This window comes from Streptomyces noursei ATCC 11455 (assembly GCF_001704275.1).
Classification (GTDB): Bacteria; Actinomycetota; Actinomycetes; order Streptomycetales; family Streptomycetaceae; genus Streptomyces; species Streptomyces noursei.
The window spans coordinates 3,805,935-3,827,552 of record NZ_CP011533.1 but is presented as its reverse complement, the minus strand read 5'-3'; the positions used below and the strand labels follow the sequence as shown (position 1 = coordinate 3,827,552).

Annotated in this window: 20 protein-coding genes; 10 read left to right on the top strand and 10 right to left on the bottom strand. The window is 72.2% G+C overall.

Annotated features, from left to right (window positions below):
* Nucleotides 1-16 precede the first annotated feature (16 nt).
* Nucleotides 17-454 (bottom strand): gamma-glutamylcyclotransferase family protein, encoded by a 438-nt coding sequence (locus tag SNOUR_RS15905; RefSeq protein ID WP_043265802.1) that lies wholly within the window; start codon nt 452-454, stop codon nt 17-19.
* A gap of 140 nt (nt 455-594) precedes the next feature.
* Here SNOUR_RS15905 and SNOUR_RS15900 point away from each other — a divergent pair, with 140 nt between their 5' ends.
* Together SNOUR_RS15900 and SNOUR_RS15895 are read left to right on the top strand one after the other, a co-directional pair.
* Complete coding sequence (locus tag SNOUR_RS15900) at nt 595-2,040, top strand: NAD(P)H-quinone dehydrogenase (protein WP_067347490.1); 1,446 nt, start codon at nt 595-597, stop codon at nt 2,038-2,040.
* A gap of 317 nt (nt 2,041-2,357) precedes the next feature.
* On the top strand, nt 2,358-3,296 hold the full coding sequence (locus SNOUR_RS15895) for a DeoR/GlpR family DNA-binding transcription regulator (RefSeq protein WP_067347487.1): 939 nt from the start codon (nt 2,358-2,360) through the stop codon (nt 3,294-3,296).
* Between the two features lie 172 nt (nt 3,297-3,468).
* On the opposite strand, the gene SNOUR_RS15890 is transcribed toward SNOUR_RS15895, so the two are convergent.
* Nucleotides 3,469-4,143, bottom strand: a complete 675-nt coding sequence (locus tag SNOUR_RS15890; protein WP_376738518.1) for a TetR/AcrR family transcriptional regulator — start codon at nt 4,141-4,143, stop codon at nt 3,469-3,471.
* A 246-nt stretch (nt 4,144-4,389) separates the two neighbouring features.
* On the opposite strand from SNOUR_RS15890, the gene SNOUR_RS15885 reads away from it, so the two are divergent.
* Nucleotides 4,390-5,574, top strand: a complete 1,185-nt coding sequence (locus SNOUR_RS15885) for an alpha/beta hydrolase (protein WP_067347484.1) — start codon at nt 4,390-4,392, stop codon at nt 5,572-5,574.
* 111 nt (nt 5,575-5,685) lie between these two features.
* Here the strand turns inward: SNOUR_RS15885 and SNOUR_RS15880 are convergent, their stop codons facing one another.
* Nucleotides 5,686-7,455, bottom strand: coding sequence for an acetyl/propionyl/methylcrotonyl-CoA carboxylase subunit alpha (locus SNOUR_RS15880; RefSeq protein WP_067347482.1), 1,770 nt, complete (start codon nt 7,453-7,455; stop codon nt 5,686-5,688).
* 468 nt (nt 7,456-7,923) lie between these two features.
* Here SNOUR_RS15880 and SNOUR_RS15875 point away from each other — a divergent pair, with 468 nt between their 5' ends.
* Nucleotides 7,924-8,382 carry a hypothetical protein gene (locus tag SNOUR_RS15875; protein WP_376738517.1) on the top strand — a complete coding sequence of 153 codons (459 nt, stop codon included), beginning with the start codon at nt 7,924-7,926 and terminating at the stop codon, nt 8,380-8,382.
* Nucleotides 8,383-8,535: 153 nt separating this feature from the next.
* Here the strand turns inward: SNOUR_RS15875 and SNOUR_RS15870 are convergent, their stop codons facing one another.
* The 6 genes from SNOUR_RS15870 to SNOUR_RS15850 form a co-directional block, all read right to left on the bottom strand.
* Complete coding sequence (locus SNOUR_RS15870) at nt 8,536-9,114, bottom strand: DJ-1/PfpI family protein (RefSeq protein ID WP_067347479.1); 579 nt, start codon at nt 9,112-9,114, stop codon at nt 8,536-8,538.
* Between the two features lie 131 nt (nt 9,115-9,245).
* Nucleotides 9,246-9,857, bottom strand: a complete 612-nt coding sequence (locus SNOUR_RS15865) for a Maf family protein (RefSeq protein WP_067347476.1) — start codon at nt 9,855-9,857, stop codon at nt 9,246-9,248.
* Between the two features lie 359 nt (nt 9,858-10,216).
* Nucleotides 10,217-11,701 carry a peptidoglycan D,D-transpeptidase FtsI family protein gene (locus SNOUR_RS15860; protein ID WP_067347474.1) on the bottom strand — a complete coding sequence of 495 codons (1,485 nt, stop codon included), beginning with the start codon at nt 11,699-11,701 and terminating at the stop codon, nt 10,217-10,219.
* Between the two features lie 174 nt (nt 11,702-11,875).
* Nucleotides 11,876-12,004, bottom strand: a complete 129-nt coding sequence (gene mmpB, locus SNOUR_RS48340) for a morphogenic membrane protein MmpB (RefSeq protein WP_258018278.1) — start codon at nt 12,002-12,004, stop codon at nt 11,876-11,878.
* A 107-nt stretch (nt 12,005-12,111) separates the two neighbouring features.
* Nucleotides 12,112-12,327 carry an acyl-CoA carboxylase epsilon subunit gene (locus tag SNOUR_RS15855; protein WP_039640938.1) on the bottom strand — a complete coding sequence of 72 codons (216 nt, stop codon included), beginning with the start codon at nt 12,325-12,327 and terminating at the stop codon, nt 12,112-12,114.
* Nucleotides 12,328-12,352: 25 nt separating this feature from the next.
* Entirely contained in the window at nt 12,353-13,942 is a 1,590-nt protein-coding gene (locus SNOUR_RS15850) for an acyl-CoA carboxylase subunit beta (protein ID WP_067347471.1), read from the bottom strand.
* A gap of 131 nt (nt 13,943-14,073) precedes the next feature.
* On the opposite strand from SNOUR_RS15850, the gene SNOUR_RS15845 reads away from it, so the two are divergent.
* The 5 genes from SNOUR_RS15845 to hutH all read left to right on the top strand — a co-directional run bounded on the left by SNOUR_RS15845 (nt 14,074) and on the right by hutH (nt 20,216).
* On the top strand, nt 14,074-14,940 hold the full coding sequence (locus tag SNOUR_RS15845; protein ID WP_067347468.1) for a biotin--[acetyl-CoA-carboxylase] ligase: 867 nt from the start codon (nt 14,074-14,076) through the stop codon (nt 14,938-14,940).
* Nucleotides 14,941-15,206: 266 nt separating this feature from the next.
* The gene (locus SNOUR_RS15840) at nt 15,207-16,391 is read left to right on the top strand and encodes an adenylate/guanylate cyclase domain-containing protein (RefSeq protein WP_067347465.1); all 1,185 of its coding nucleotides are present in this window, start codon (nt 15,207-15,209) and stop codon (nt 16,389-16,391) included.
* A gap of 108 nt (nt 16,392-16,499) precedes the next feature.
* On the top strand, nt 16,500-17,294 hold the full coding sequence (locus tag SNOUR_RS15835) for an enoyl-CoA hydratase/isomerase family protein (protein WP_376738587.1): 795 nt from the start codon (nt 16,500-16,502) through the stop codon (nt 17,292-17,294).
* 164 nt (nt 17,295-17,458) lie between these two features.
* Nucleotides 17,459-18,562: a GGDEF domain-containing protein gene (locus tag SNOUR_RS15830; RefSeq protein ID WP_067358357.1), complete on the top strand. Its 1,104-nt coding sequence runs from the start codon at nt 17,459-17,461 to the stop codon at nt 18,560-18,562.
* Between the two features lie 109 nt (nt 18,563-18,671).
* The gene (hutH, locus tag SNOUR_RS15825; protein WP_067347459.1) at nt 18,672-20,216 is read left to right on the top strand and encodes a histidine ammonia-lyase; all 1,545 of its coding nucleotides are present in this window, start codon (nt 18,672-18,674) and stop codon (nt 20,214-20,216) included.
* Nucleotides 20,217-20,331: 115 nt separating this feature from the next.
* Here hutH and SNOUR_RS15820 read toward each other — a convergent pair whose 3' ends face one another.
* Nucleotides 20,332-20,754 carry a hypothetical protein gene (locus SNOUR_RS15820; protein ID WP_067347456.1) on the bottom strand — a complete coding sequence of 141 codons (423 nt, stop codon included), beginning with the start codon at nt 20,752-20,754 and terminating at the stop codon, nt 20,332-20,334.
* A 108-nt stretch (nt 20,755-20,862) separates the two neighbouring features.
* On the opposite strand from SNOUR_RS15820, the gene SNOUR_RS15815 reads away from it, so the two are divergent.
* The gene (locus SNOUR_RS15815; RefSeq protein ID WP_067347454.1) at nt 20,863-21,201 is read left to right on the top strand and encodes a hypothetical protein; all 339 of its coding nucleotides are present in this window, start codon (nt 20,863-20,865) and stop codon (nt 21,199-21,201) included.
* Nucleotides 21,202-21,618: the final 417 nt, after the last annotated feature.

Below are 21,618 nucleotides of genomic sequence, written 5' to 3'. Positions count from 1 at the left end.
GGGGGGAGCGGCCACCTCAGCACGGGCGCTTGCGGATCTCCATGACGTAGTCGTGCGGGGCGCCGGCGGATTCGGCCGCGTCGGCGATCTCGCCCAGATAGCGGGCCGAGGGGAGGCCGCCCTCGTAGCCGTTGAGGACGTAGATCCACGCGGCCTCGTCGCCGTCGAGGGTGTGCACCCGGACCCGCATCCGGCGGTAGATGTCCAGGCCGACGCCCTCCCAACGGTCCATCGACTCCTCGTCCATGGGAGCGATGTCGTAGAGCGCGACGAAGAGCTGGGAACCGGGGTCCTCGACGACCGTCGCCAGGGCGCCCTCCCAGCCCATCTGCTCCCCGCCGAACGTGAGCCGCCAGCCGTTCAGCCAGCCGGTGCCGCGCAGCGGCGAGTGCGGTGCGCGGCGGGACATCAGCCGCGCGTCGAGGTTGCCGGCGTACGCGGCGTAGAGCGACATGCTTCCGAGGGTACGGGAGGTTCCCCGTTGGGCTCGTGGTACCGGAGATTCGTACAACCGGCTGGCGAGAGCACACGCCCGGCGCCCGCCCGGTGACCTCCGCGCCCCCGGGGGAGAGGCACCGACGGGCGTGCGGGACAATGGAGTACGTGACTCGGATCGTGATCATCGGTGGTGGGCCCGGCGGATACGAAGCGGCCCTGGTGGCGGCCTCGCTCGGCGCGGAGGTGACCGTCGTCGACTGCGACGGTCTGGGGGGAGCGTCGGTACTGACCGACTGCGTCCCGTCGAAGACCCTCATCGCCACGGCCGAGGTGATGACGACCTTCGACTCCTCCTACGAAGAGCTCGGCATCATCGTCGAGGACGACACCCCGTTCAAGGAGCGTCCCGCGCGGGTCGTCGGGGTCGATCTCGGCAAGGTCAACCGACGGGTCAAGCGGCTGGCGCTGGCCCAGTCCCACGACATCACCGCCTCGGTCACCCGTGCCGGCGGCCGGGTGATGCGCGGTCGCGGCCGGCTGGAGCCGGGCCAGGCCCCGGACGGCTCCCGCAAGGTCACGGTCACCGCCGCCGACGGCTCGACCGAGGGCCTGATCGCCGACGCGGTGCTGATCGCCACCGGCGCCCACCCGCGTGAGATCCCGGACGCCCAGCCGGACGGCGAGCGGATCCTGAACTGGACGCAGGTCTACGACCTCACCGAGCTGCCCGAGGAACTCATCGTCGTCGGATCCGGCGTCACCGGTGCCGAGTTCGCCGGCGCGTACCAGGCGCTGGGGTCCCGGGTCACCCTGGTCTCCTCGCGCGACCGGGTGCTGCCGGGCGAGGACCCGGACGCCGCCGCCGTGCTGGAGGACGTCTTCCGCCGCCGCGGGATGAACGTCATGGCGCGGTCCCGGGCGCAGTCCGCCAAGCGGGTGGGCGACCGGGTCGAGGTCACCCTCGCCGACGGCCGGACGATCTCCGGCACGCACTGCCTGATGGCGGTGGGCTCCATCCCGAACACTGAGGGGATCGGCCTGGAGGGCGCCGGCGTCAAGCTGAAGGAGTCCGGGCACATCTGGACCGACAAGGTCTCGCGGACCACCGCCCCCGGCGTCTACGCCGCCGGCGACTGCACCGGCGTCTTCGCGCTGGCGTCGGTCGCCGCCATGCAGGGCCGGATCGCGATGTACCACTTCCTCGGCGACGCGGTCACCCCGCTCAACCTCAAGACCGTCTCCGCCAACGTCTTCACCGACCCCGAGATCGCCACCGTCGGCTACTCCCAGGCCGACATCGACAACGGCGTGATCGACGCCCGGGCGGTCAAGCTCCCACTGCTGCGCAACCCGCGCGCCAAGATGCAGGGCATCCGCGACGGTTTCGTGAAGCTGTTCTGCCGCCCCGGCACCGGCATCGTGGTCGGCGGCGTGGTGGTCTCGCCGCGGGCCAGTGAGCTGATCCACCCGATTTCGATCGCGGTCGACAACAACCTGACGGTCGAGCAGATCGCCAGTGCCTTCACCGTCTACCCGTCGCTGTCCGGCTCGATCGCCGAGGTCGCCCGGCAGCTGCACACCCGGAAGGCGGCCGGCGACTGACCGGCGTTCCGCAAGCAGGCGCATGAAACATTTGTGCCTACGGTGGGCACTTGGGGTGAAACGGTCCTGCATGGTCAGGACCGAGCGCCTCGCCCGGGGTGCGGTGGTCGATTGCCCAAGAGCGCAACTGACCAGGCGTCGAGCGGGTTTGAGCACACACGGTGACGGGGAGTGAGGCATGTGCATGCCGCTTACCACGTGAAGCGATGCCGTGTGAACAACTTCCGTTAATTGGTGCAACCTGCTGAAAACAGACGGTCGTTGGCGTTACTGTCAGTTTCGTGTTCGCTGCAGAACGTCGCCAATTGATCCTAGAAATGGTGCGCGCAAACGGAGCGGTGTCGCTCCGTGAGCTCGCCCGTGTCGTCCAGACCTCCGAAGTAACCGTACGGCGCGACGTGCGGGCGCTGGAGGCAGAGGGACTGCTGGACCGCCGGCACGGCGGTGCGGTCCTACCGGGAGGTTTCACCCGCGAGTCCGGCTTCCCACAGAAGTCCCACCTCGCAACCGCGGAGAAGACGGCCATCGCCGATCTCGCGGCAGGCTTCGTCGAAGAGGGCGAGGCCATCGTCGTCGGTGCCGGGACCACCACCCAGGAGCTGGCCCGCCGGCTCGCCCGGGTCCCCGGCCTGACCGTCGTCACCAACTCGCTCCTGGTCGCCCAGGCGCTGGCCCATGCCAACCGCGTGGAGGTGGTGATGACCGGCGGGACCCTGCGCGGTTCCAACTACGCGCTGGTCGGCAGCGGTGCCGAGCAGTCCCTCCAGGGGCTGCGGGTCTCCCGCGCCTTCCTGTCGGGCAGCGGCCTGACCGCCGAACGCGGGCTGTCCACCTCCAACATGCTCTCCGCCAGCGTCGACCGGGCGCTGGTGCAGGCGGCGGGGGAGGTGGTGGTGCTCGCCGACCACACCAAGCTCGGCTCCGACACCATGTTCCAGACCGTGCCGACGGACGTCATCACCCGGCTCGTGACGGACGAACCGCCCGCCCACGACGACCGTGCCGCCACGGAGTTGCAGGCGCTGGCCGACCAGGGCGTCCAGATCGCCGTCGCCAGCGGCTCGCTCCCCGGGCAGCCGCCGGCCCAGCCGGGCATGGAGGCCGCCCCGCCGGAGCGCCGGGGTCCACGGCGGGACGTGCCGCTGCCGGGTCAGCGGCGCAACCACCCGGGCGCCGCGCCCGGGGCGCCGCAGCTGCGCTCGGCGGGTTCGCTCGGGGACGGCCGGGTGGCGGATCTGGCGCCCCGGCGCCGCTAGGACCTGTCGCCCCGGGCCGGGTCCGGCGAAGTCCCGTCGTCCGGCCGGAGGCCGGCAGGCGGGACTTCGCGGTCCCGCCCCGGGTCCTGTGCCGGGCGGGAGCGCGGGCGCCGGCGGGCCGGAGAGTCCGGCCCGGGGCTGCCGGGGTGCGCACCGCTGCGCCGGCGGCGGCCTACGCCCCCGCCTCCCGGCCCGTCCCGCCGGCCTTCAGCCCGCGCAGGGTCAGCGTCAGCAGCCGGTCGGCCAGCTCCGGATCGTCCGGGGACTCCTCGGCGGCCAGCGCGATGCCGTTGGTGAGCTGGAGCAGATCGCCGATGACGACGTCCCGGCGCACCGCCCCGGCCTGCTGGGCCCGGGCCAGCAGCGCGGACCCGGCCTCGCCGAGCGGGACGCGGCAGCGCGCCATCCCCGAGCTCTCGTCCGCGTACGCGGTCATCAGGGCCCGCGACAGGCCCCGGTAGGTGCTGGCGTGGGTGATCAGCGCGCGCAGCCAGTCCACCAGCGCGGTGCACGGCTGGGGGGCGTCGGCCAGCTCCCGGGCGTAGCAGAGCAGGGCCTCCACCTCGCCCTGGAAGACCGCGCCCATCAGGGCGGTGCGGTTGGGGAAGTGCCGGTAGAGGGTGCCGATGCCGACGCCGGCCCGGCGCGCGATGTCCTCCAGCGAGCTGTCCGTGCCGTGCTCCGTGAAGGCGGTCCGGGCCTCGGCCAGCAGCCGCTCGTAGTTCCGGCGCGCGTCGGCCCGCATGGGGCGTACCGCGGGCGCGTCCGGGGACGCCGGCTTCCCCGCCGGTGCGTGCGCCGCGGCGGCCCGCTCCGCCCGTCGCTGCCCTGCCGTCTCGGTCGCCATCCGCCGTCCCTCCTCGATCCCGCGTCCAGCATGCCATCGCCGTGCCGGGGGCGGACCGGGGCGTCCGTCCGGCGGCGCCGGTGGCCGGGTGGCGGCCGGCCGGTGACCGTTCGGGGTATCGCGCCCGTCGGGCCGGCGAACTCCTGGGAAAGGCTGCAACGTCCCCCCTCCAAGGGCCATCAAACCAGGCGCAAAGAGGGCTTCCGGGGACGTCCGGAGCCGTCCAGGAAGTCTGGGGAACATCGCATGGGACTGACCAGCCGGCCACTGCTGTACGCCATGATCGCCCTCGCTTTGGCCTGTGTGGGGCTCACGGTCTGGATCTGGCCGCGGCTCTCGGGACGGGGCCCACGGGCGGTGCTGGGGCGGCTCGGCGTGATCGCCGGGACCCAGCTGGCCGTCGTGGCCGCGCTCGGTCTGGTGGTGAACACCAACTTCCAGTTCTACGCCTCCTGGCACGAACTGCTCGGCCTGTACGACGGGGCGCCCGCCGCGGTCGGCAAGTGGGGCAACGAGGGCGCCGCCGGGCCCGCCGGCGACCCGTCCAAGGGCCTGGTGCAGGCGTCCGGCCCGGAGGGGCTGGACAAGGTGCACGGGGTGCCCAAGGGCCCGCCGGAGAAGAACGGCAAGGTCGAGACCGTACGGATCGTCGGCAAGCGGACCCGGGTGGTGGACCCGGCGTACGTCTACCTGCCGCCGCAGTACTTCCAGAAGCAGTACGCCCGGCAGAGATTCCCCGTCGTCGTCGCGCTCAGCGGCTATCCGGGCGGGATATTCCTGCTGGGCCAGCACCTCCGGCTGCCGGAGACCGCCGCGAAGCTGGTCCGCAACGGCACCCTCCAGCCGACGGTCATCGTGATGCTGCGGCCCACCATCGCGCCGCCGCGGGACACCCAGTGCGTCGACGTTCCCGGCGGCCCGCAGGCCGAGACCTTCTTCGCGCAGGACGTCCCGGACGCCCTGAAGTCGCACTACCGGGTGGGTCACGACCCGGGCGCCTGGGGCGTGCTCGGCTACTCCTCCGGCGGCAGTTGCGCCCTCCAGCTCGCCATGCGCCACCCGCGCACCTACACCGCCGCGGCGGCCCTCTCGCCCGACTACAAGGTCTCCAACGACCCCACCACAGGCAACCTCTTCGGCGACGACAAGGCACGCGGCCAGCGCCGCTCGGAGCACGACCTGATGTGGCGGCTGAAGAACCTGCCCGCCCCCGACGTCAACGTCCTGATCGGCACCAGCCGCAGCGGCGAGAAGAACTACCCGGCGGCCCGCGCGTTCCTGGCCGCGGTCCGCCCGCCCATGAAGGCGGACTCCATCGTCCTCGACCACGGCAGCCACAACTTCGCCACCTGGCGCCGCGAACTTCCCGCCGCGCTCCAGTGGATGAGCCGGACGCTGATGTTCCCCGAGGAGGTCGTGGGGAAGTCGTAGGTCGTGTCCGCGACACCGGCGGGAGGCCGGGCGGGAAAGAAAGCAAAAAGGGGCGGGCTCCCAAGTACGCGGTGTACCGGGAGCCCGCCCCTATGCCGGTCGGTGGACGCTTCAGTCCTTGATCTCGCAGATCGCCGCGCCGGAGGTGAGGGCCGCGCCCACCTCGGCACTCAGGCCCTTGACGGTGCCCGAGCGGTGCGCGTTGATCGGCTGCTCCATCTTCATCGCCTCCAGGACGACGATCAGCTCGCCCTCGGTGACCTGCTGGCCCTCCTCGACGGCGACCTTGACGATGGTGCCCTGCATCGGGGAGGCCAGGGTGTCACCGGAGACCGCGCTGCCGGTCTTCTTGGTGGCCTTGCGCTTGGGCTTGGCACCCCCGGCGACCGCGGCGCGGGCCAGCGGCATGCCGAGCGACGCCGGCAGCGAGACCTCCAGGCGCTTGCCGCCGACCTCGACCACGACCGTCTCGCGGCTGTCCGCCTCGGCCTCCTCGCCGCCGGGCGAGGCGAACGGCGGGATCTCGTTGGCGAACTCGGTCTCGATCCAGCGGGTGTGGACCGTGAACGGCTCGGTGGAGCCGGTGAGTTCGGGCGCGAACGCCGGGTCCTTGACGACCGTGCGGTGGAACGGGATGGCGGTGGCCATGCCCTCCACCTGGAACTCGTTCAGCGCCCGGGCGGCCCGCTGGAGGGCCTGCTCGCGGGTGGCGCCGGTGATGATCAGCTTGGCCAGCAGGGAGTCCCAGGCGGGGCCGATGACCGAGCCGGCCTCCACGCCCGCGTCCAGGCGGACGCCCGGACCCGACGGCGCGTCGAACCGCGTGACCGTGCCGGGCGCGGGGAGGAAGTTGCGGCCCGGGTCCTCGCCGTTGATCCGGAACTCGAAGGAGTGGCCGCGCACGGCCGGGTCGTCGTAGCCCAGCTCCTCGCCGTCGGCGATCCGGAACATCTCGCGGACCAGGTCCAGGCCGGTGACCTCCTCGGTGACCGGGTGCTCCACCTGGAGGCGGGTGTTGACCTCCAGGAAGGAGATGGTGCCGTCCTGGCCGACGAGGAACTCGCAGGTGCCGGCGCCCTCGTAGCCGGCCTCCTTGAGGATGGCCTTGGACGCGCGGTACAGCTCGGCGTTCTGCTCGTCGCTCAGGAACGGCGCGGGGGCCTCCTCGACGAGCTTCTGGTGGCGGCGCTGCAGCGAGCAGTCGCGGGTGGAGACGACCACGACGTTGCCGTGCTTGTCGGCCAGGCACTGGGTCTCGACGTGCCGGGGGCGGTCGAGGTAGCGCTCGACGAAGCACTCGCCGCGGCCGAAGGCGGCGACCGCCTCGCGCACCGCGGAGTCGTAGAGCTCGGGGACCTCGTCCAGGGTCCGGGCGACCTTCAGGCCGCGGCCGCCGCCGCCGAACGCCGCCTTGATCGCGATCGGCAGCCCGTGCTCCTTGGCGAAGGCGACGACCTCGTCGGAGCCGGAGACCGGGTCCGGGGTGCCGGCGACCAGCGGGGCACCGGCGCGCTGCGCGATGTGCCGGGCCGCGACCTTGTCGCCGAGGTCGCGGATGGCGTGCGGCGGCGGGCCGATCCAGGTCAGGCCGGCGTCGAGCACGGCCTGCGCGAACTCGGCGTTCTCGGAGAGGAAGCCGTAGCCGGGGTGGATGGCGTCCGCACCGGAATCGGCGGCCGCCTGGAGGACCTTGGCGATGTCCAGGTAGCTGGTGGCAGGGGTGTCACCGCCCAAGGCGTAGGCCTCGTCCGCGGCGCGGACGTGCAGGGCGTCCCGGTCCGGGTCGGCGTAGACGGCTACGCTCCCGATCCCGGCGTCCCGACATGCACGGGCAACGCGGACAGCGATTTCGCCACGGTTGGCGATGAGCACCTTGCGCACGATGGGTCCTTCCTTGGCGCTACGCCGCAACACACTGAACGCAGCGAGTTTAGGGACTGGCGACACCGCGTGCCGACCCGTTCCCTGGGGTGAGCTTGCCCACACGGAGCGTGCACGCGGCGATGGTGAGGGGCCAAAGCCCGTTGGAATCCCAGGGTAGGCCCGGATTCCCGGGCTTCGGCGCGCGGCGCGGTGTGGCCTAGGTCTCGGGCTGTGGACGCCCGGCGAACCGTCAATTCTTTGTGGAGTCCCTACGAATGGGCGAGTGAAAGTTTTTGGGTGGGCGCGGCGGGCGGGGGCATGCCGACGGGGGGTCGGACGCGGTGGTGCAGACCCCTTGCCGTGACCGTTACCCGTTAGTAGCGTGCGGGATGCCTTCTGTACTCCTGGTAACAGTTCGTAACGGCGGCGGACGGCGGCGGACGGCGGCGGACGGCGGCGCGGAGAGCGCACGACGGCGGAAGTGGGGTGGGCGCGATGATCGCGGCACGCAGACCGGTGGCCCTGGCGGCGGCGGTGGTCCTGGTCCTGGAGACGGTCGGGATCCTGCTGCTGAACTGGATCCTGAGCATCGTGGTCGACCGGCAGCAGATGTCCCTGGCCGGGCTGCGGCCGGACGCGATGTCCGTCGGTGCCTGGGGCGGCGCCGCGGTCGCCGCACTCTTCCTCCTCTTCTGCGCCGCGGTGCTGCTGCGCGCCGCGCTGCGGGACCGGGCGCCCGGCCGCCTGACGCGCATCGCGCTGATCTGCTGCGCGGTGGCGCACGGCGTCGTCGGCGCGCTCGTCGTCGGCCTGGTCGGCTGGCCGGCGTTCGCCGCCCTGATGGTGGTGCTCGCGCTGCTCGTGCTGACCCTGGTCGCCTACGGCGAACCGCGCCCGGACCGGGCGCCGGCCGAGGACCCCGCCACGGGCGGCGCCCCCGCCTGACCCCGTCGACCCCGTTCGCGTCCCTAACTCGGGGTGTGGCGGGGGGTGTTGGGTCTCGCGTCGGGGCGTCCGACGCCTCGTGGTGCGCCGCCGACGGTGCCCCGGCGCGCTGCCCGACCGGACGTGGCGGCCGCGGGGCCGCCACCCGGGCCCTCAGCTCCCCGCGGGCCGCCCCGCCGGCGCGTGCTCCCGCAGGATCTCGACGAACGCCCGCATCCACTCCGGCTGGTCCGGCCAGGCACGGGCCGAGACGACCTTGCCGTCCACCACCGCCGACCCGTCGACGAAGTCCCCGCCGCCCAGCTCCACCTCCGCCGCGCAGGCGGGGTAGGCGGAGGTCCGGCGGCCCTTCAGCACCCCGATCGGCGCCAGCGCGATGGCCGCGTGGCAGATGTGCGCGACCGGCTTGTCCGCGTCGAAGAAGTGCGTGACCACCCGACCGAAGTCCGGGTCGTGCCGCAGGTATTCGGGCGCCCGGCCACCGGGCAGGACCAGCGCCGCGTACTCCGCCGGATCGACCTCGGACAGTGCGAGGTCGGCCGGCCAGGAGTGGCCCGCCGACTCGGTGTAGGTGTCGAAGCCCTCGACGAAGTCATGCGTGACGAACCGCAGCTTCTTCCGCGACGGTGCCGCGACCAGGACCTCGTACCCCTCCTCCAGCAGCCGCTGGTACGGGTAGAAGAACTCCAGGTCCTCGCTCGCGTCTCCGGCGACGATCAGGATCTTGGCCATTCGGAACACTCCTCGCGCTGGCGGTCGTCTCGGAACCATCGGTTCCCCGACGATGCGCAGCGCTCACCACCCGGCCGAAAATCACCGGCGGGAGGGCACGCCCGCGGCGGGCGATCGGCGTCCCGGGCGGCTCAGGCCCACAGATCGGTGATCGCGATGCCCAGGTCGGCCAGCAGGCGGCGGAACAGCGGCAGGGACAGGCCGATGACGTTGCCCGGGTCGCCGTCGATCCCGTCGATGAACGGCGCCGAGCGGCCGTCGAGGGTGAACGCGCCCGCCACGTACAGCGGTTCACCGCTCGCCACGTACGCGGCGATCTCGGCGTCGCCGGGCTCGCCGAACCGGACCGTGGTGGACGCGGTGGCCGAAACCTGACGGCCCGACGCGGTGTCGATCACGCAGTGACCGGTGCGCAGGATCCCGGACCGGCCGCGCATCGACTTCCAGCGGGCCGTGGCGTCCTCGGCGTCCGCCGGCTTGCCGAGCGCCCGCCCGTCCAGCTCCAGCACCGAGTCGCAGCCGACGACCAGCGCACCGGCGGCCTCCGGCCGGGCCGCGACCGCGGCGGCCTTCGCCTCGGCCAGCACGCGGGCCAGCTCCTCCGGGGTGGCGGCGGTGAGCGCGTCCTCGTCGACCCCGCTTATCACGACCTCGGGTGCCAGCCCGGCCTGCCGGAGCAGACCGAGACGGGCCGGGGACTGGGAGGCGAGGACGAGGCGGCGGGGGCCGGGAGCTTCGGTCATGCCCGCCATCGTACGGAGCCGGCGGCGGTCAGTGGGCCGGGGTCCGACGGTCGGCGGCCCGCAGCGCCAGCCACCCCAGCAGCCCCGTCAGGATCGCCGCCGCACCGAGGGCGGCCATGACGAGGGCGTGCGCCGTCGAGGACACCTGCGCGGCTCCTTCGCGAGGGCTTGTCAATGCCGGGCATCAGGGCGGTAGTGGGAGGCGGCCTAAAGCCTCCATAAGGGGGTGTCGGGCATGCAAGGAAAACGGGCCGGACGCCCGGAGGGAAAGGGGGCAATTCCCCTTCTCCGGTCGTCCGGCCCGCTCGCCATGTCAGGCGTTTCGCGCTCCGGCGCCGTTCCGGTCGTTCAGCGCGACCTCACTTGTTCAGGACGGCCTGCATCACCGACTTCGCGATCGGTCCGCCCAGCTTTCCACCGGCGATCTCCGAGCGCGGGATGTCCATGTCCTTCGGGTCGACGAAGACCGCCACCGCCACCGGCGAACTCCCGTCGGGAAGCTTCGCGTAGGAGACGAACCAGGCGTAGGGCCGCTCGTCGTTCACGTCCGCGCCGTGCTGCGCGGTACCGGTCTTGCCGCCGACCGTCACCCCGTCGATCTTCGCCTTCGAGGCGGTGCCGTCCGAAACGGTGTACTCCATCATTTCCTGCACCTTTTTCGCGGTGCTCTCGGAGACCGCCTGCGGGTCCCCGGAATTCAGCGGCGCCGGATCGAACTTCTCGATCGTGGACAGGTCCGGGCCGCGCAGCTCCTCGACCAGGTACGGCTTCATCACCTTGCCGTTGTTGGCGATTCCGGCGGCGACCATCGCCATCTGCAACGGGGTGCTGGTCAGGCTGCCCTGCCCCATACCGGTCAGCGCGGTCTGCGGCTGGTCGAGCTTCTTCGGATATCCGCTCACCGCGGAACGCACCGGAACGAAGTGCTCCGAGTTGAATCCGAATTTCTCCGCGGTCTCCCGCATCTTGTCCGTGCCCAGCTTGTGCGCGGCGTCCAGGAAGACGTTGTTGCAGGACCACTGCATGCCGGTCTTCAGCGACGCCTTGTCGCAGGGCGCCCCCACGACGTCGTTGCCGACCTGGGTGTGGGTCTGCGGCAGCGTGTACGGGGCCGGGGCGCCGGAGGAGGCGTTGATGTCGGTGACGGTGCCGTGCTCCAGGGCCGCGGCCGCGGTGAGCACCTTGAAGGTCGAGCCGGGCGGGTAGATCTCGCGCAGCGCCCGGTTGTTCATCGGCTTGGACTTGTCCCGGTCGAGGGCGAGGTACTTCTCGCCCTCCGCGCCGGACAGCCCCGCGAACGTCGACGGGTCGTAGGACGGCGTGCTCGCCATCGCCAGGATCTTGCCGCTCCGCGGGTCCAGGGCGACCACCGCGCCGGTCGCGTGCAGATCGGTCAGCCCCTTGTACGCGGCCTTCTGCGCCTTCTCGCTGATGGTGGTCAGGACGTCGCCGCCGCGCGGCTTCTCGCCGGTCAGCATGCCCCGCGCGCGGTTGAAGAACAGCCGGTCGTCCTTGCCGCTGAGCACCTTGCGGTAGACGCCCTCCAGCATCGTCTCGCCCGCCGCCTGCCGGGCGTACCCGGTGACCGGGGCGTACATCGCGCCGTCGGTGTAGGTCCGCTTGTACTTGAAGTCGCCGCTGGTCTCCGTGGACCCGGTGATCGGCTTGCCGTCGACGATGATGTTGCCGAGCGGATACGAGTACGCCTCGATCTTGACCCGCCGGTTGTTGGCGTCGTTCGCGAGCTGATCGGCCTGCAGGAACTGCACCCAGGTCACCCGGACCAGCAGGGCGAGCACCAGCACCCCGCAGAAGACGGCTATGTGTCTGAGCGGCCTGTTCATGATCTTCCCTCCCGGCCGGCACGGCGGCCGGCCGGTCACTCCACGGCCGCATGCCCGAATTGCACTGTCGAGAGAGAAAGATGCAAATTCGGCCGCTGCGGTTGCGGAGAGAGGTGAGGTCCGTGGGGCGGATGGGGTGCCGGACCCGCGGGAACCACCGGTCCCGTGAGGGCGTCACCTGATCAGGAGCACCAGCGTCCCCACCATGATCGCCGTGGCGAGCACGAAGCCCATCCGACGGAGCTTCGCCTGCACCTCGCGCAGCTCCTCGGGCGGTTCATCGGGCGGATCGGACCACAGCATGGCCTCGATCCTCCCGCCCTCGACGGCGACGGCGCCTGAGTACGCATACTCAGGCGCCGCACCGCCAAGGACTAGTCAGTGCACAATGCACCGATCTGTTCCGCGGGTCATCGCGGCCAGAAGCTGGTCCGCCAGGCCCGCGGTCCCGGATGGGGCATCCGGGACCGGGCCGGAACCGTCGCCGCCGGATCCGACCACTCGCTGCCGCGCCCACCGCTGTCCGGCGCGGCGCCGGCGGCCACCGCCGCCGCCCGGGCCTTGACCACCGCCAGCGCGGCGGCCAGCTCCTCGGGCGTGGGATTGCCCCGTACGACCTTGATCATCGTCATCGACCTCCTACGGCGGGGACTACAGCGGGATGTTGCCGTGCTTCTTCGGCGGCAGCGCCTCCCGCTTGTTGCGCAGCGTGCGCAGCCCGCGGACGATGTGCCGCCGGGTGTCGGACGGCATGATCACCGCGTCGACATAGCCCCGCTCGGCCGCGACGTAGGGGTTCAGCAGGGTGTCCTCGTACTCCTGGATCAGCTCCTGGCGGCGGGTCTCCTGCGCGGCCGGGTCCTCGATCGCCGCCAGCGTCCGGCGGTGCAGGATGTTGACCGCGCCCTGGGCGCCCATCACGGCGATCTGCGCGGTCGGCCAGGCGAGGTTCAGGTCCGCGCCCAGGTGCTTGGAGCCCATGACGTCGTACGCGCCGCCGAACGCCTTCCGGGTGATCACGGTGATCAGCGGAACCGTCGCCTCCGCGTAGGCGTAGATCAGCTTGGCGCCGCGCCGGATGATCCCGTCGTACTCCTGGTCCGTGCCCGGCAGGAAGCCCGGGACGTCGACGAACGTCAGCACCGGGATGTTGAACGCGTCGCAGGTGCGCACGAACCGCGCGGCCTTCTCGCTCGCGTTGATGTCCAGACAGCCCGCGAACTGCATCGGCTGGTTGGCCACCACGCCGACCGAGTGCCCCTCGACCCGCCCGAACCCGGTGAGGATGTTCGGCGCGAACAGCGCCTGGGTCTCCAGGAATTCGCCGTCGTCCAGCACGTGCTCGATCGCGGTGTGCATGTCGTACGGCTGGTTGGCCGAGTCCGGGATCAGCGTGTCCAGCTCACGGTCCGCGTCGGTGACCGCCAGGTCCGCGTCCTCCGGGAAGGCCGGCGGATCGGAGAGGTTGTTCGACGGCAGGTACGACAGCAGCCCCTTGACGTACTCGATGGCGTCCTTCTCGTCGCCCGCCATGTGGTGCGCCACGCCCGAGGTGGTGTTGTGCGTACGGGCCCCGCCCAGCTCCTCGAAACCGACGTCCTCGCCCGTCACCGTCTTGATGACGTCCGGCCCGGTGATGAACATGTGCGAGGTCTGGTCGACCATCACCGTGAAATCCGTGATGGCCGGCGAATACACCGCGCCACCCGCGCACGGACCCACGATCAGGGAAATCTGCGGCACCACGCCCGACGCGTGCACATTCCGCCGGAAAATCTCTGCGAACAGCCCGAGGGCGGCCACGCCCTCCTGAATGCGGGCACCGCCGCCGTCATTGATCCCGATGACCGGACAGCCGTTCTTCAGCGCGAAGTCCATCACCTTGACGATCTTCTCGCCGTAGACCTCGCCGAGCGACCCGCCGAAGATCGTGAAGTCCTGTGAATACACACAGACCGGCCGCCCGTCGACCGTTCCGTAACCCGTGACCACGCCATCGCCGTACGGCCGGTTCTTCTCGATCCCGAAATTCGTCGACCGGTGCCGGGCGAACTCGTCGAGCTCGACGAACGAGCCCTCGTCCAGCAGGAGATCGATGCGCTCACGCGCCGTCAACTTCCCCTTGGCGTGCTGCTTTTCCACCGCACGGGCGGAGCCGGCATGCGTGGCTTCCTCGACCCGTCGCTGCAGATCCGCCAATTTGCCCGCGGTGGTGTGGATGTTTGCTTCCGGTTCGGACATCGGGATGCGGCTCCTGCTCGTCCTGGACTGGCACTCGTACTGGGGGAGGTACGGGTGTGGCTACCGACTCGTAGCGTATCGGCGGGACTGCTCTGCGGCACTGCGTCGTTGACCACACCTAGGCTGGGGCCATGACGCCTCAACCACCGGAAAACCGGGACAAAGACGCCGGTCGCTGGAGTGATCTGAGCCGCCCGCCGCTGAACGCGAACGCGCTGCGCCGGGCCCTCGTCCGCCCCGGCTCGCTCTGGTCCTCACTGGACGTCGTCCCCGCCACCGGGTCCACCAACACCGACCTCGTCGAGCGGGCGGCGGCCGGCGGCCTGCGCGAGGGCGCCGTCCTCATCGCCGAGGAACAGTCCGCCGCCCGCGGCCGGCTCGACCGCCGCTGGTCGGCGCCGCCCCGCTCCGGGCTCTTCTTCTCCGTCTACCTCACGCCGACCGTGCCGCCGGCCCGCTGGGGCTGGCTCCCCCTCCTCACCGGGGTGGCCGCGGCCACCGCGATCGCCCGCTCCGCCGGCGTCGACACCGCGCTCAAGTGGCCCAACGACCTGCTGATCACGGTGGACGGCGCGGAACGCAAGCTCGGCGGCATCCTCGCCGAACGCGCCGCCGACGGCGTCGTCATCGGCATGGGCCTCAACGTCTCGCTCACCGCCGACGAACTCCCCGTCCCCACCGCCGGCTCGCTGGCCCTCGCGGGCGCCGCCAACACCGACCGGGACCCGCTGCTGCGGGCCGTCCTCCGCTCGCTGGAGCAGTGGTACGGCGAATGGCAGGAAGCGGACGGCGATCCGGGCGCGTGCCGCCTCCAGACGGCGTACGCGGCGGGCTGCGCGACGCTGGGGCGCAAGGTGCGGGCGCACCTGCCGGGCGACCGCTCGATCGACGGCGAGGCGGTCGCGCTCGACGCCGACGGCCGCCTCGTCCTCGCCACGTCGGACGGCGTCCAACAACCGGTGGACGCCGGCGACATCGTGCACCTCCGACCGGCGTAGGTCGGTCCGTCCTCGTCGGGGTTGCGGTGGGTTCCTTCGTTCCACCGGACCCTGGCGGTCGCGGGTCGCCCGCCGCGGCGGGGGGAGGTGGTTCGGCGGAATCGGCCACCACCACGACCCCAACGTGGGAAGAAGCCGAGCGCAGCGGCTACGTGAGGCAGAGCACACCTGCCGTATCGTTGAGGCGGTCCGTCGGCAGGGAGCGGATCATGGGCGAGCAGCGAGATCGGAAGGGCCGTGCGCAGGGAACGGACAGGGAGCGGTCGGTGACGGCCGACGAGTCGGGGGCCACCCCGCGCGGCGCGGACGCCGAGGGCGAGGCGGTGGGTGAGGCCCCTGCGGGCGATCCCGCAGGCGGTCCCGAAGCGGGCGACGGCGTCGTCGAAGACAACGGCGAGACCGGCGAGAACAACATCGCCGTGAAGCTCGAACAGCTCATCCTCGGGGCCGAGCGCCGCTACACGCCGTTCCAGGCGGCCCGCAGCGCCGGCGTCTCCATGGACCTCGCGGCCCGCTTCTGGCGGGCCATGGGCTTCGCGGACATCGGCCAGGTCAAGGCCCTCACCGAGGCCGACGTGCTGGCGCTGCGCCGGCTAGCCGGTCTCGTCGAGGCGGGGCTGCTGAGCGAGGCGATGGCGGTGCAGGTCGCCCGTTCCACCGGTCAGACCACCGCGCGGCTCGCCGACTGGCAGATCGACTCGTTCCTGGAGGGGCTGACCGAGCCCCAGGACTCCGGCCTGACCCGTACGGAGATCACCTATCCGCTGGTCGAGCTGCTGCTCCCGGAGTTGGAGGAGTTCCTGGTCTACGTGTGGCGGCGGCAGCTGGCCGCGGCCACCGGGCGGGTGGTCCAGGCGCAGGACGACGCGGAGATGGTGGACCGGCGACTGGCCGTCGGGTTCGCCGACCTGGTCGGGTTCACCCGACTGACGCGGCGGCTGGAGGAAGAGGAACTGGGCGAGCTGGTCGAGGCGTTCGAGACCACCGCCGCCGATCTGGTCGCCGCGCACGGCGGCCGGCTCATCAAGACCCTGGGCGACGAGGTGCTCTTCGCGGCGGACGACGCGGGCATCGCCGCCGAGATCGGGCTGCGGCTGATCGAGACCATGGGCCACGACGAGACGATGCCCGAGCTGCGGGTGGGCATCGCGTTCGGCACGGTCACGACCCGTATGGGCGATGTCTTCGGGACGACCGTCAACCTGGCCAGCCGGCTGACCTCGATAGCACCGAAGGACACCGTGCTGGTGGACCAGGCGTTCGCGGAGGAACTGGGGCGTACGGGCGACGCACCGGTCTCCGAGGCGGATGCCGCGGCGGCGGAGAAGGCCGCCCAGGAGGGCACCGGCAGCCCGCCGCCCCCGTACCGCTTCGCGCTGCAGCCGATGTGGCAGCGGCCGGTGCGCGGTCTGGGCGTCGTCGAGCCGTGGATGTTGACCCGGCGCGGGTGAGGTGCACGGCCGCGGTGGGCCCTGCCGTAAACCGGCGCGAGCTGACATGATCCTCAGCGGTCGGGTCAACGATCGTTAACCGGGAATCGGGAGGGCGGCATGAGCGGTATGCGGCGGTTCGGTGCGGACGAGTGGGTCGGCGTGGCGCGGCACGGCTTCGTGGCGGAGCTGGTCATGGACCGGCCGAAGGCGATGAACGCGGTGTCGACGGCGATGGCCGACGCGCTGGCACAGGCGTGCGCCGAGCTGGCCGCCGACCGTTCCGTGCGGGCGGTGGTGCTCACCTCCACCCATGAGCGGGCGTTCTGCGTGGGGGCCGACCTCAAGGAGCGGAACTCCTTCACCGACGCCGATCTGATGCGGCAGCGGCCGCGCACCCGGGCCGCGTACACCGGGGTGCTGGAGCTGCCGATGCCGACGATCGCGGCGGTGCACGGCTTCGCGCTCGGTGGCGGTTACGAGTTGGCGCTGGCCTGCGATCTGATCGTCGCGGACGGCACCGCGGTGGTGGGGCTGCCGGAGGTGTCGGTGGGCGTCATCCCCGGCGGGGGCGGGACGCAGCTGCTGCCGCGCCGGGTGGGCGCGGCGCGCGCCGCCGAGCTGGTGTTCACCGCGCGCCGGGTGCCGGCGGCCGAGGCCGGCGAGCTGGGGCTGGTGGACCGGGTGGTGGCGGACGGGCAGGACCGGACGGAGGCGCTGGAGCTGGCCGCCGCGATGGCCCGTAACTCGCCGGTGGGGCTGCGCGCGGCCAAGCGCGCCATGCGGCTCGGCCAGGGCCTGGATCTGCGGGCCGGGCTGGACCTGGAGGACGGCGCCTGGCGCAGCGTGGCGTTCTCCGGGGACCGGGCCGAGGGGGTCGCGGCCTTCAACGAGAAGCGGGACCCGAACTGGCCGGGGGAGTGACGCTCCGCCCCGCCCCGTCCGGTCGCTGACCAGCGGAAGGGGCGAATCGGGTCAATCATTCCTACGCTGTAGTACGGAGCGTGCTCACGGTGACGGAATGTGAGGATCCGGTGACGGGCGAGGCTGACGCGAGGCTGCGGGCCGTGGTGGAGCTGGCGCAGGCGATGGCCGCCGCGCCGGCGCTGCGCGACTCGGCCCGGGCCGCCGCGCAGGGCGCACGGCGGGCGCTGGCGGGCTCCTTCGCGGCCCTCTCCAAGTGGGAGCGTGAGCGCGGGCGGCTGCGGGTGCTGGCGAACGTCGGCGAACTCGCCCCGGGGGAGCGGGAGTTCCCCGACGACGAGGCGTATCCGGTGCACGAGTTCCCGGAGGTCGTCGAGTTCCTGCACGAGCAGTGGGCCGGTGGCGGGGAGCCCGGCGCGTGGGTGGAGTTCGCTGAGGGCGGGCCGCGGGAGGGCGGGCCGGTGGGGGGCTCGTACAACCATCAGCGGGTGGCCGCGCTGCGCCGGCGCGGCCGGGGCTGCTGCGTGGTGGCCCCGATCGTGCTGCACGGCCGGGCATGGGGCGAGCTGTATGTGGCGCGGCGGGCCGGGGAGCCGGTGTTCGGGCGGGCGGACGTCGATTTCGCGACCGTGCTGGCCGCCGTCACGGCCGCCGGGATCGCCCAGACCGAGCGGCTCGCGGAGGCCCGCCGACTGGCGTTCACCGACGCGCTGACCGGCCTGGCCAACCGTCGGGCCGTCGACATGCGACTGGACGAGGCGTTGGAGCGGCACCGCGTGGACGGTGTGGCGGTCAGCCTGGTGGTGTGCGATCTGAACGGGCTGAAGCAGGTGAACGACTCGCGCGGGCACGCGGTCGGCGACCGGCTGCTGGAGCGCTTCGGGTCGGTGCTGTCGCTGTGCGGCGCGATGCTGCCGGGGACGCTCGTGGCGCGGCTGGGCGGCGACGAGTTCTGCCTGCTGGCGGTCGGTCCGGGGAGCGAGGAGGTGGCCAAGGTGGCCGGTGAGCTGTGCCGGCGGGCCGGTGAGCTGGACCTCGGCGAGGGGGTCGCGGTCGGGGTCGCCTCGACCGGCGACCCGATCGGGCCGGTGCACAGCGCCCGCCGCCTCTTCCGGCTCGCGGACGCCGCCCAGTACCGGGCCAAGGCGGCGAAGTCCGCTGGGCCGGTGGTGGCCGGGCGGCTCGGCGGCGCGGACGACCCGGTGGTGCGGCTGGCGGACTCGCCGGAGCCGCCGCCGGGGCCGGAGCGACGGAGGTTCCGGAGGTGACGCGGGGTGCCGGGTGACGAGGCGCGGTCGGCGCGGGCGATGATCGGTAAGGGGTGATCCCGAAATCCGGTGGTGACATCTGGCGATTCAGTCTCTAGGGTGCCTGAATATGGATATGCACACTGTGGTGCTGGGGACGTCCGGCACCACCGCACAGGACGTCATCGCGGTGGCCCGCGGCGCGGCGCGGATCGAGCTGTCCGAGGAGGCCCGCGCCGCCGTCGCCGCCTCGCGCGCCTTCATCGACGAACTCGCCGCCAAGCCCGACCCGGTCTACGGCGTCTCCACCGGCTTCGGCGCCCTCGCCGTCCGGCACATCAGCCCCGAACTGCGGGCCCAGCTCCAGCGCAACATCGTGCGCTCGCACGCGGCCGGCATGGGCCCGCGGGTCGAGCGCGAGGTGGTCCGCGCCCTGATGTTCCTGCGGCTGAAGACCCTCGCCTCGGGGCACACCGGCGTCCGCCCGGTGGTCGTCGAGACCATGGCCGCCCTCCTGAACGCCGGGATCACCCCGGTCGTCCACGAGTACGGCTCGCTCGGCTGCTCCGGCGACCTCGCGCCGCTCTCGCACTGCGCGCTGACGCTGATGGGCGAGGGCGAGGCGGAGGGCCCCGACGGCGTCGTCCGGCCCTCCGGCGAGCTGCTGGCCGCGCACGGCATAGCGCCCGTCGAGCTCCGCGAGAAGGAGGGGCTGGCGCTCCTCAACGGCACCGACGGCATGCTCGGCATGCTGGTGATGGCCTGCGCCGACCTGGCCCGGCTGTTCACCTCCGCGGACATCACCGCCGCGCTCTCCATGGAGGCCCTGCTGGGCACCGACAAGGTCCTCGCGCCCGAGCTGCACGCCATCCGGCCGCACCCGGGCCAGGCCGCCTCGGCCGCCAACATGCTGACGTTCCTGGCCGGTTCCGGCCTCACCGGCCACCACCAGGACGATGCCCCGCGCGTCCAGGACGCCTACTCCATCCGCTGCGCCCCGCAGGTCGCCGGCGCCGGCCGGGACACCCTCGCGCACGCCCGTCTGGTCGCCGACCGGGAGCTGGCCGCCGCCGTCGACAACCCCGTCGTGCTGCCCGACGGCCGGGTGGAGTCCAACGGCAACTTCCACGGCGCACCGGTCGCCTACGCGCTGGACTTCCTGGCCATCGCCGCGGCCGACCTCGGCTCGATCGCCGAGCGCCGCACCGACCGCCTGCTGGACAAGAACCGCTCGCACGGGCTGCCCGCCTTCCTGGCCGGCGACCCGGGCGTCGACTCGGGCCTGATGATCGCCCAGTACACGCAGGCCGCGCTGGTCAGCGAACTGAAGCGGCTGGCCGCACCGGCGTCGGTGGACTCCATCCCGTCCTCCGCCATGCAGGAGGACCACGTCTCGATGGGCTGGTCGGCGGCGCGCAAGCTGCGCACCGCGGTGGACAACCTCACCCGGGTCGTCGCCGTCGAGCTCTACGCCGCGACCCGCGCCGTCGAGCTGCGCGAGGGACTGACGCCCGCGCCGGCGACCCGCGCGGTGCTGGACGCGCTGCGCGCAGCGGGCGTCCAGGGGCCGGGCGAGGACCGCTTCCTGGCGCCGGACCTGGAGGCGGCGTACGCCTTCGTGCGGGACGGGAAGCTGGTGGCGGCGGCGGAGTCGGTCACCGGCCGACTGGCCTGACGGCACCTCAACTCGGCGGCACGGGGCCGCGCGTCGGCCGCGGCCGGCATCCGGGGCGGGGCGGTCCGCGGACCGCCCCCTCCGATCCGCGCGGGCCGGCGGGTGCGCGCCCGGCTCAGGCGGTCTCGTCGCGGGTGCGGTGCACGGAGTAGCCGACCAGCGCCGCGCCGAGCACCAGGCAGGCCGCGCCGCCGACCGCGTAGGGCGTGGTGTCGGGGCTGCCGGTGTCGGCGAGGTAGTGGGCCGGTCCGCCGTTCTCGGCCGGCGCGCCGCCGGGCCGGGTGGTGGTCGAACCGATGCCGGACTCCCGCGTATCGGAATTCTTCTTTTCGGCGGATCCGTCGCCGGTATGCCTCTCGGCGCCGGACGGGTCCGACACATTCGCCTGCCCCGGAGCGGCCGGCGCGGATTGCGTCCGCAGGCCGGAATGTGTCGCTCCGTCATCTTCCACGAGCGCGTTGGCGGACGGCACGAACCACAGGGCGAACAGCACCGATCCCGCGGCAGCGGCGGTCAGTAGTGGTCGTCGTGCGGTCACGAAAGCTATCCCCCTTGTGGGTTCGGCGAATTGGCCGTTGACCGCAGATGTTAGTGACCGCCGCGGGTCGCGCGGTAGTCGGGACCCGGACGTGCATACCCTCCGTTCATGAGCAATGGCGAGACATCACGCTTTGTACGGCTTCACGTCGAACTGGTCATGGAGGTCACCGACGCCGCGCAGCTGACCGGCGCCGCCTTCGACCGCATCACCGCCGACCCCGCGCTCCCCGAAGAGGAACGCAGGCAGTCGCAGGAGACGGTCAGAGACGATCCGGCGGAGGCGCTGGCCCACCTCATCGATCCCTTCGACCTGGTCACCGAGGTGCCGGGCACCGAACTCGCCCAGGCGTCCTGGAGCAGTGAGGAGATGACCGACTACGACCCGGACGCCGAGTGGGACGCGGCGGAGTGGGACCTTGCGGACGACGCGGACGGGGAGGGCTGACCCCGGCTCCACCGCCCCCACCGAGGCCCCCGCACGGCACGCCGTGCGGGGGCCGATGACGTGTGGGGCGCCCGCTCGTTGTCCCGGCCGGGACGCCGAATGGGGCAGGGGGTGTGGGGCGGTGAATCGGAGGAATCGGAGGCGGGTCGTGCGCCGGGGCGCAAGCCCGCTCTCGGCCATGCCGCAGCCAAGCGTTATGCAGCACCTCGCAGCTATATGCGTGATCTGCTCCATTCGCCGCGTGATGGTTGTTTTGCCCGCCATTACGTGTCCTTCCCCACAATTCCGCCAGGAATGGAGTGGACGAAAGGGATATGGCGTTCCATGGGGAGTCGGCCGGAATGCCTGCGTCCAGATATGTCTGCGTTCGGTTGGCGGCCCGCTCGGGGATTTTTCGCAAATCGGTAGCAATGGAGA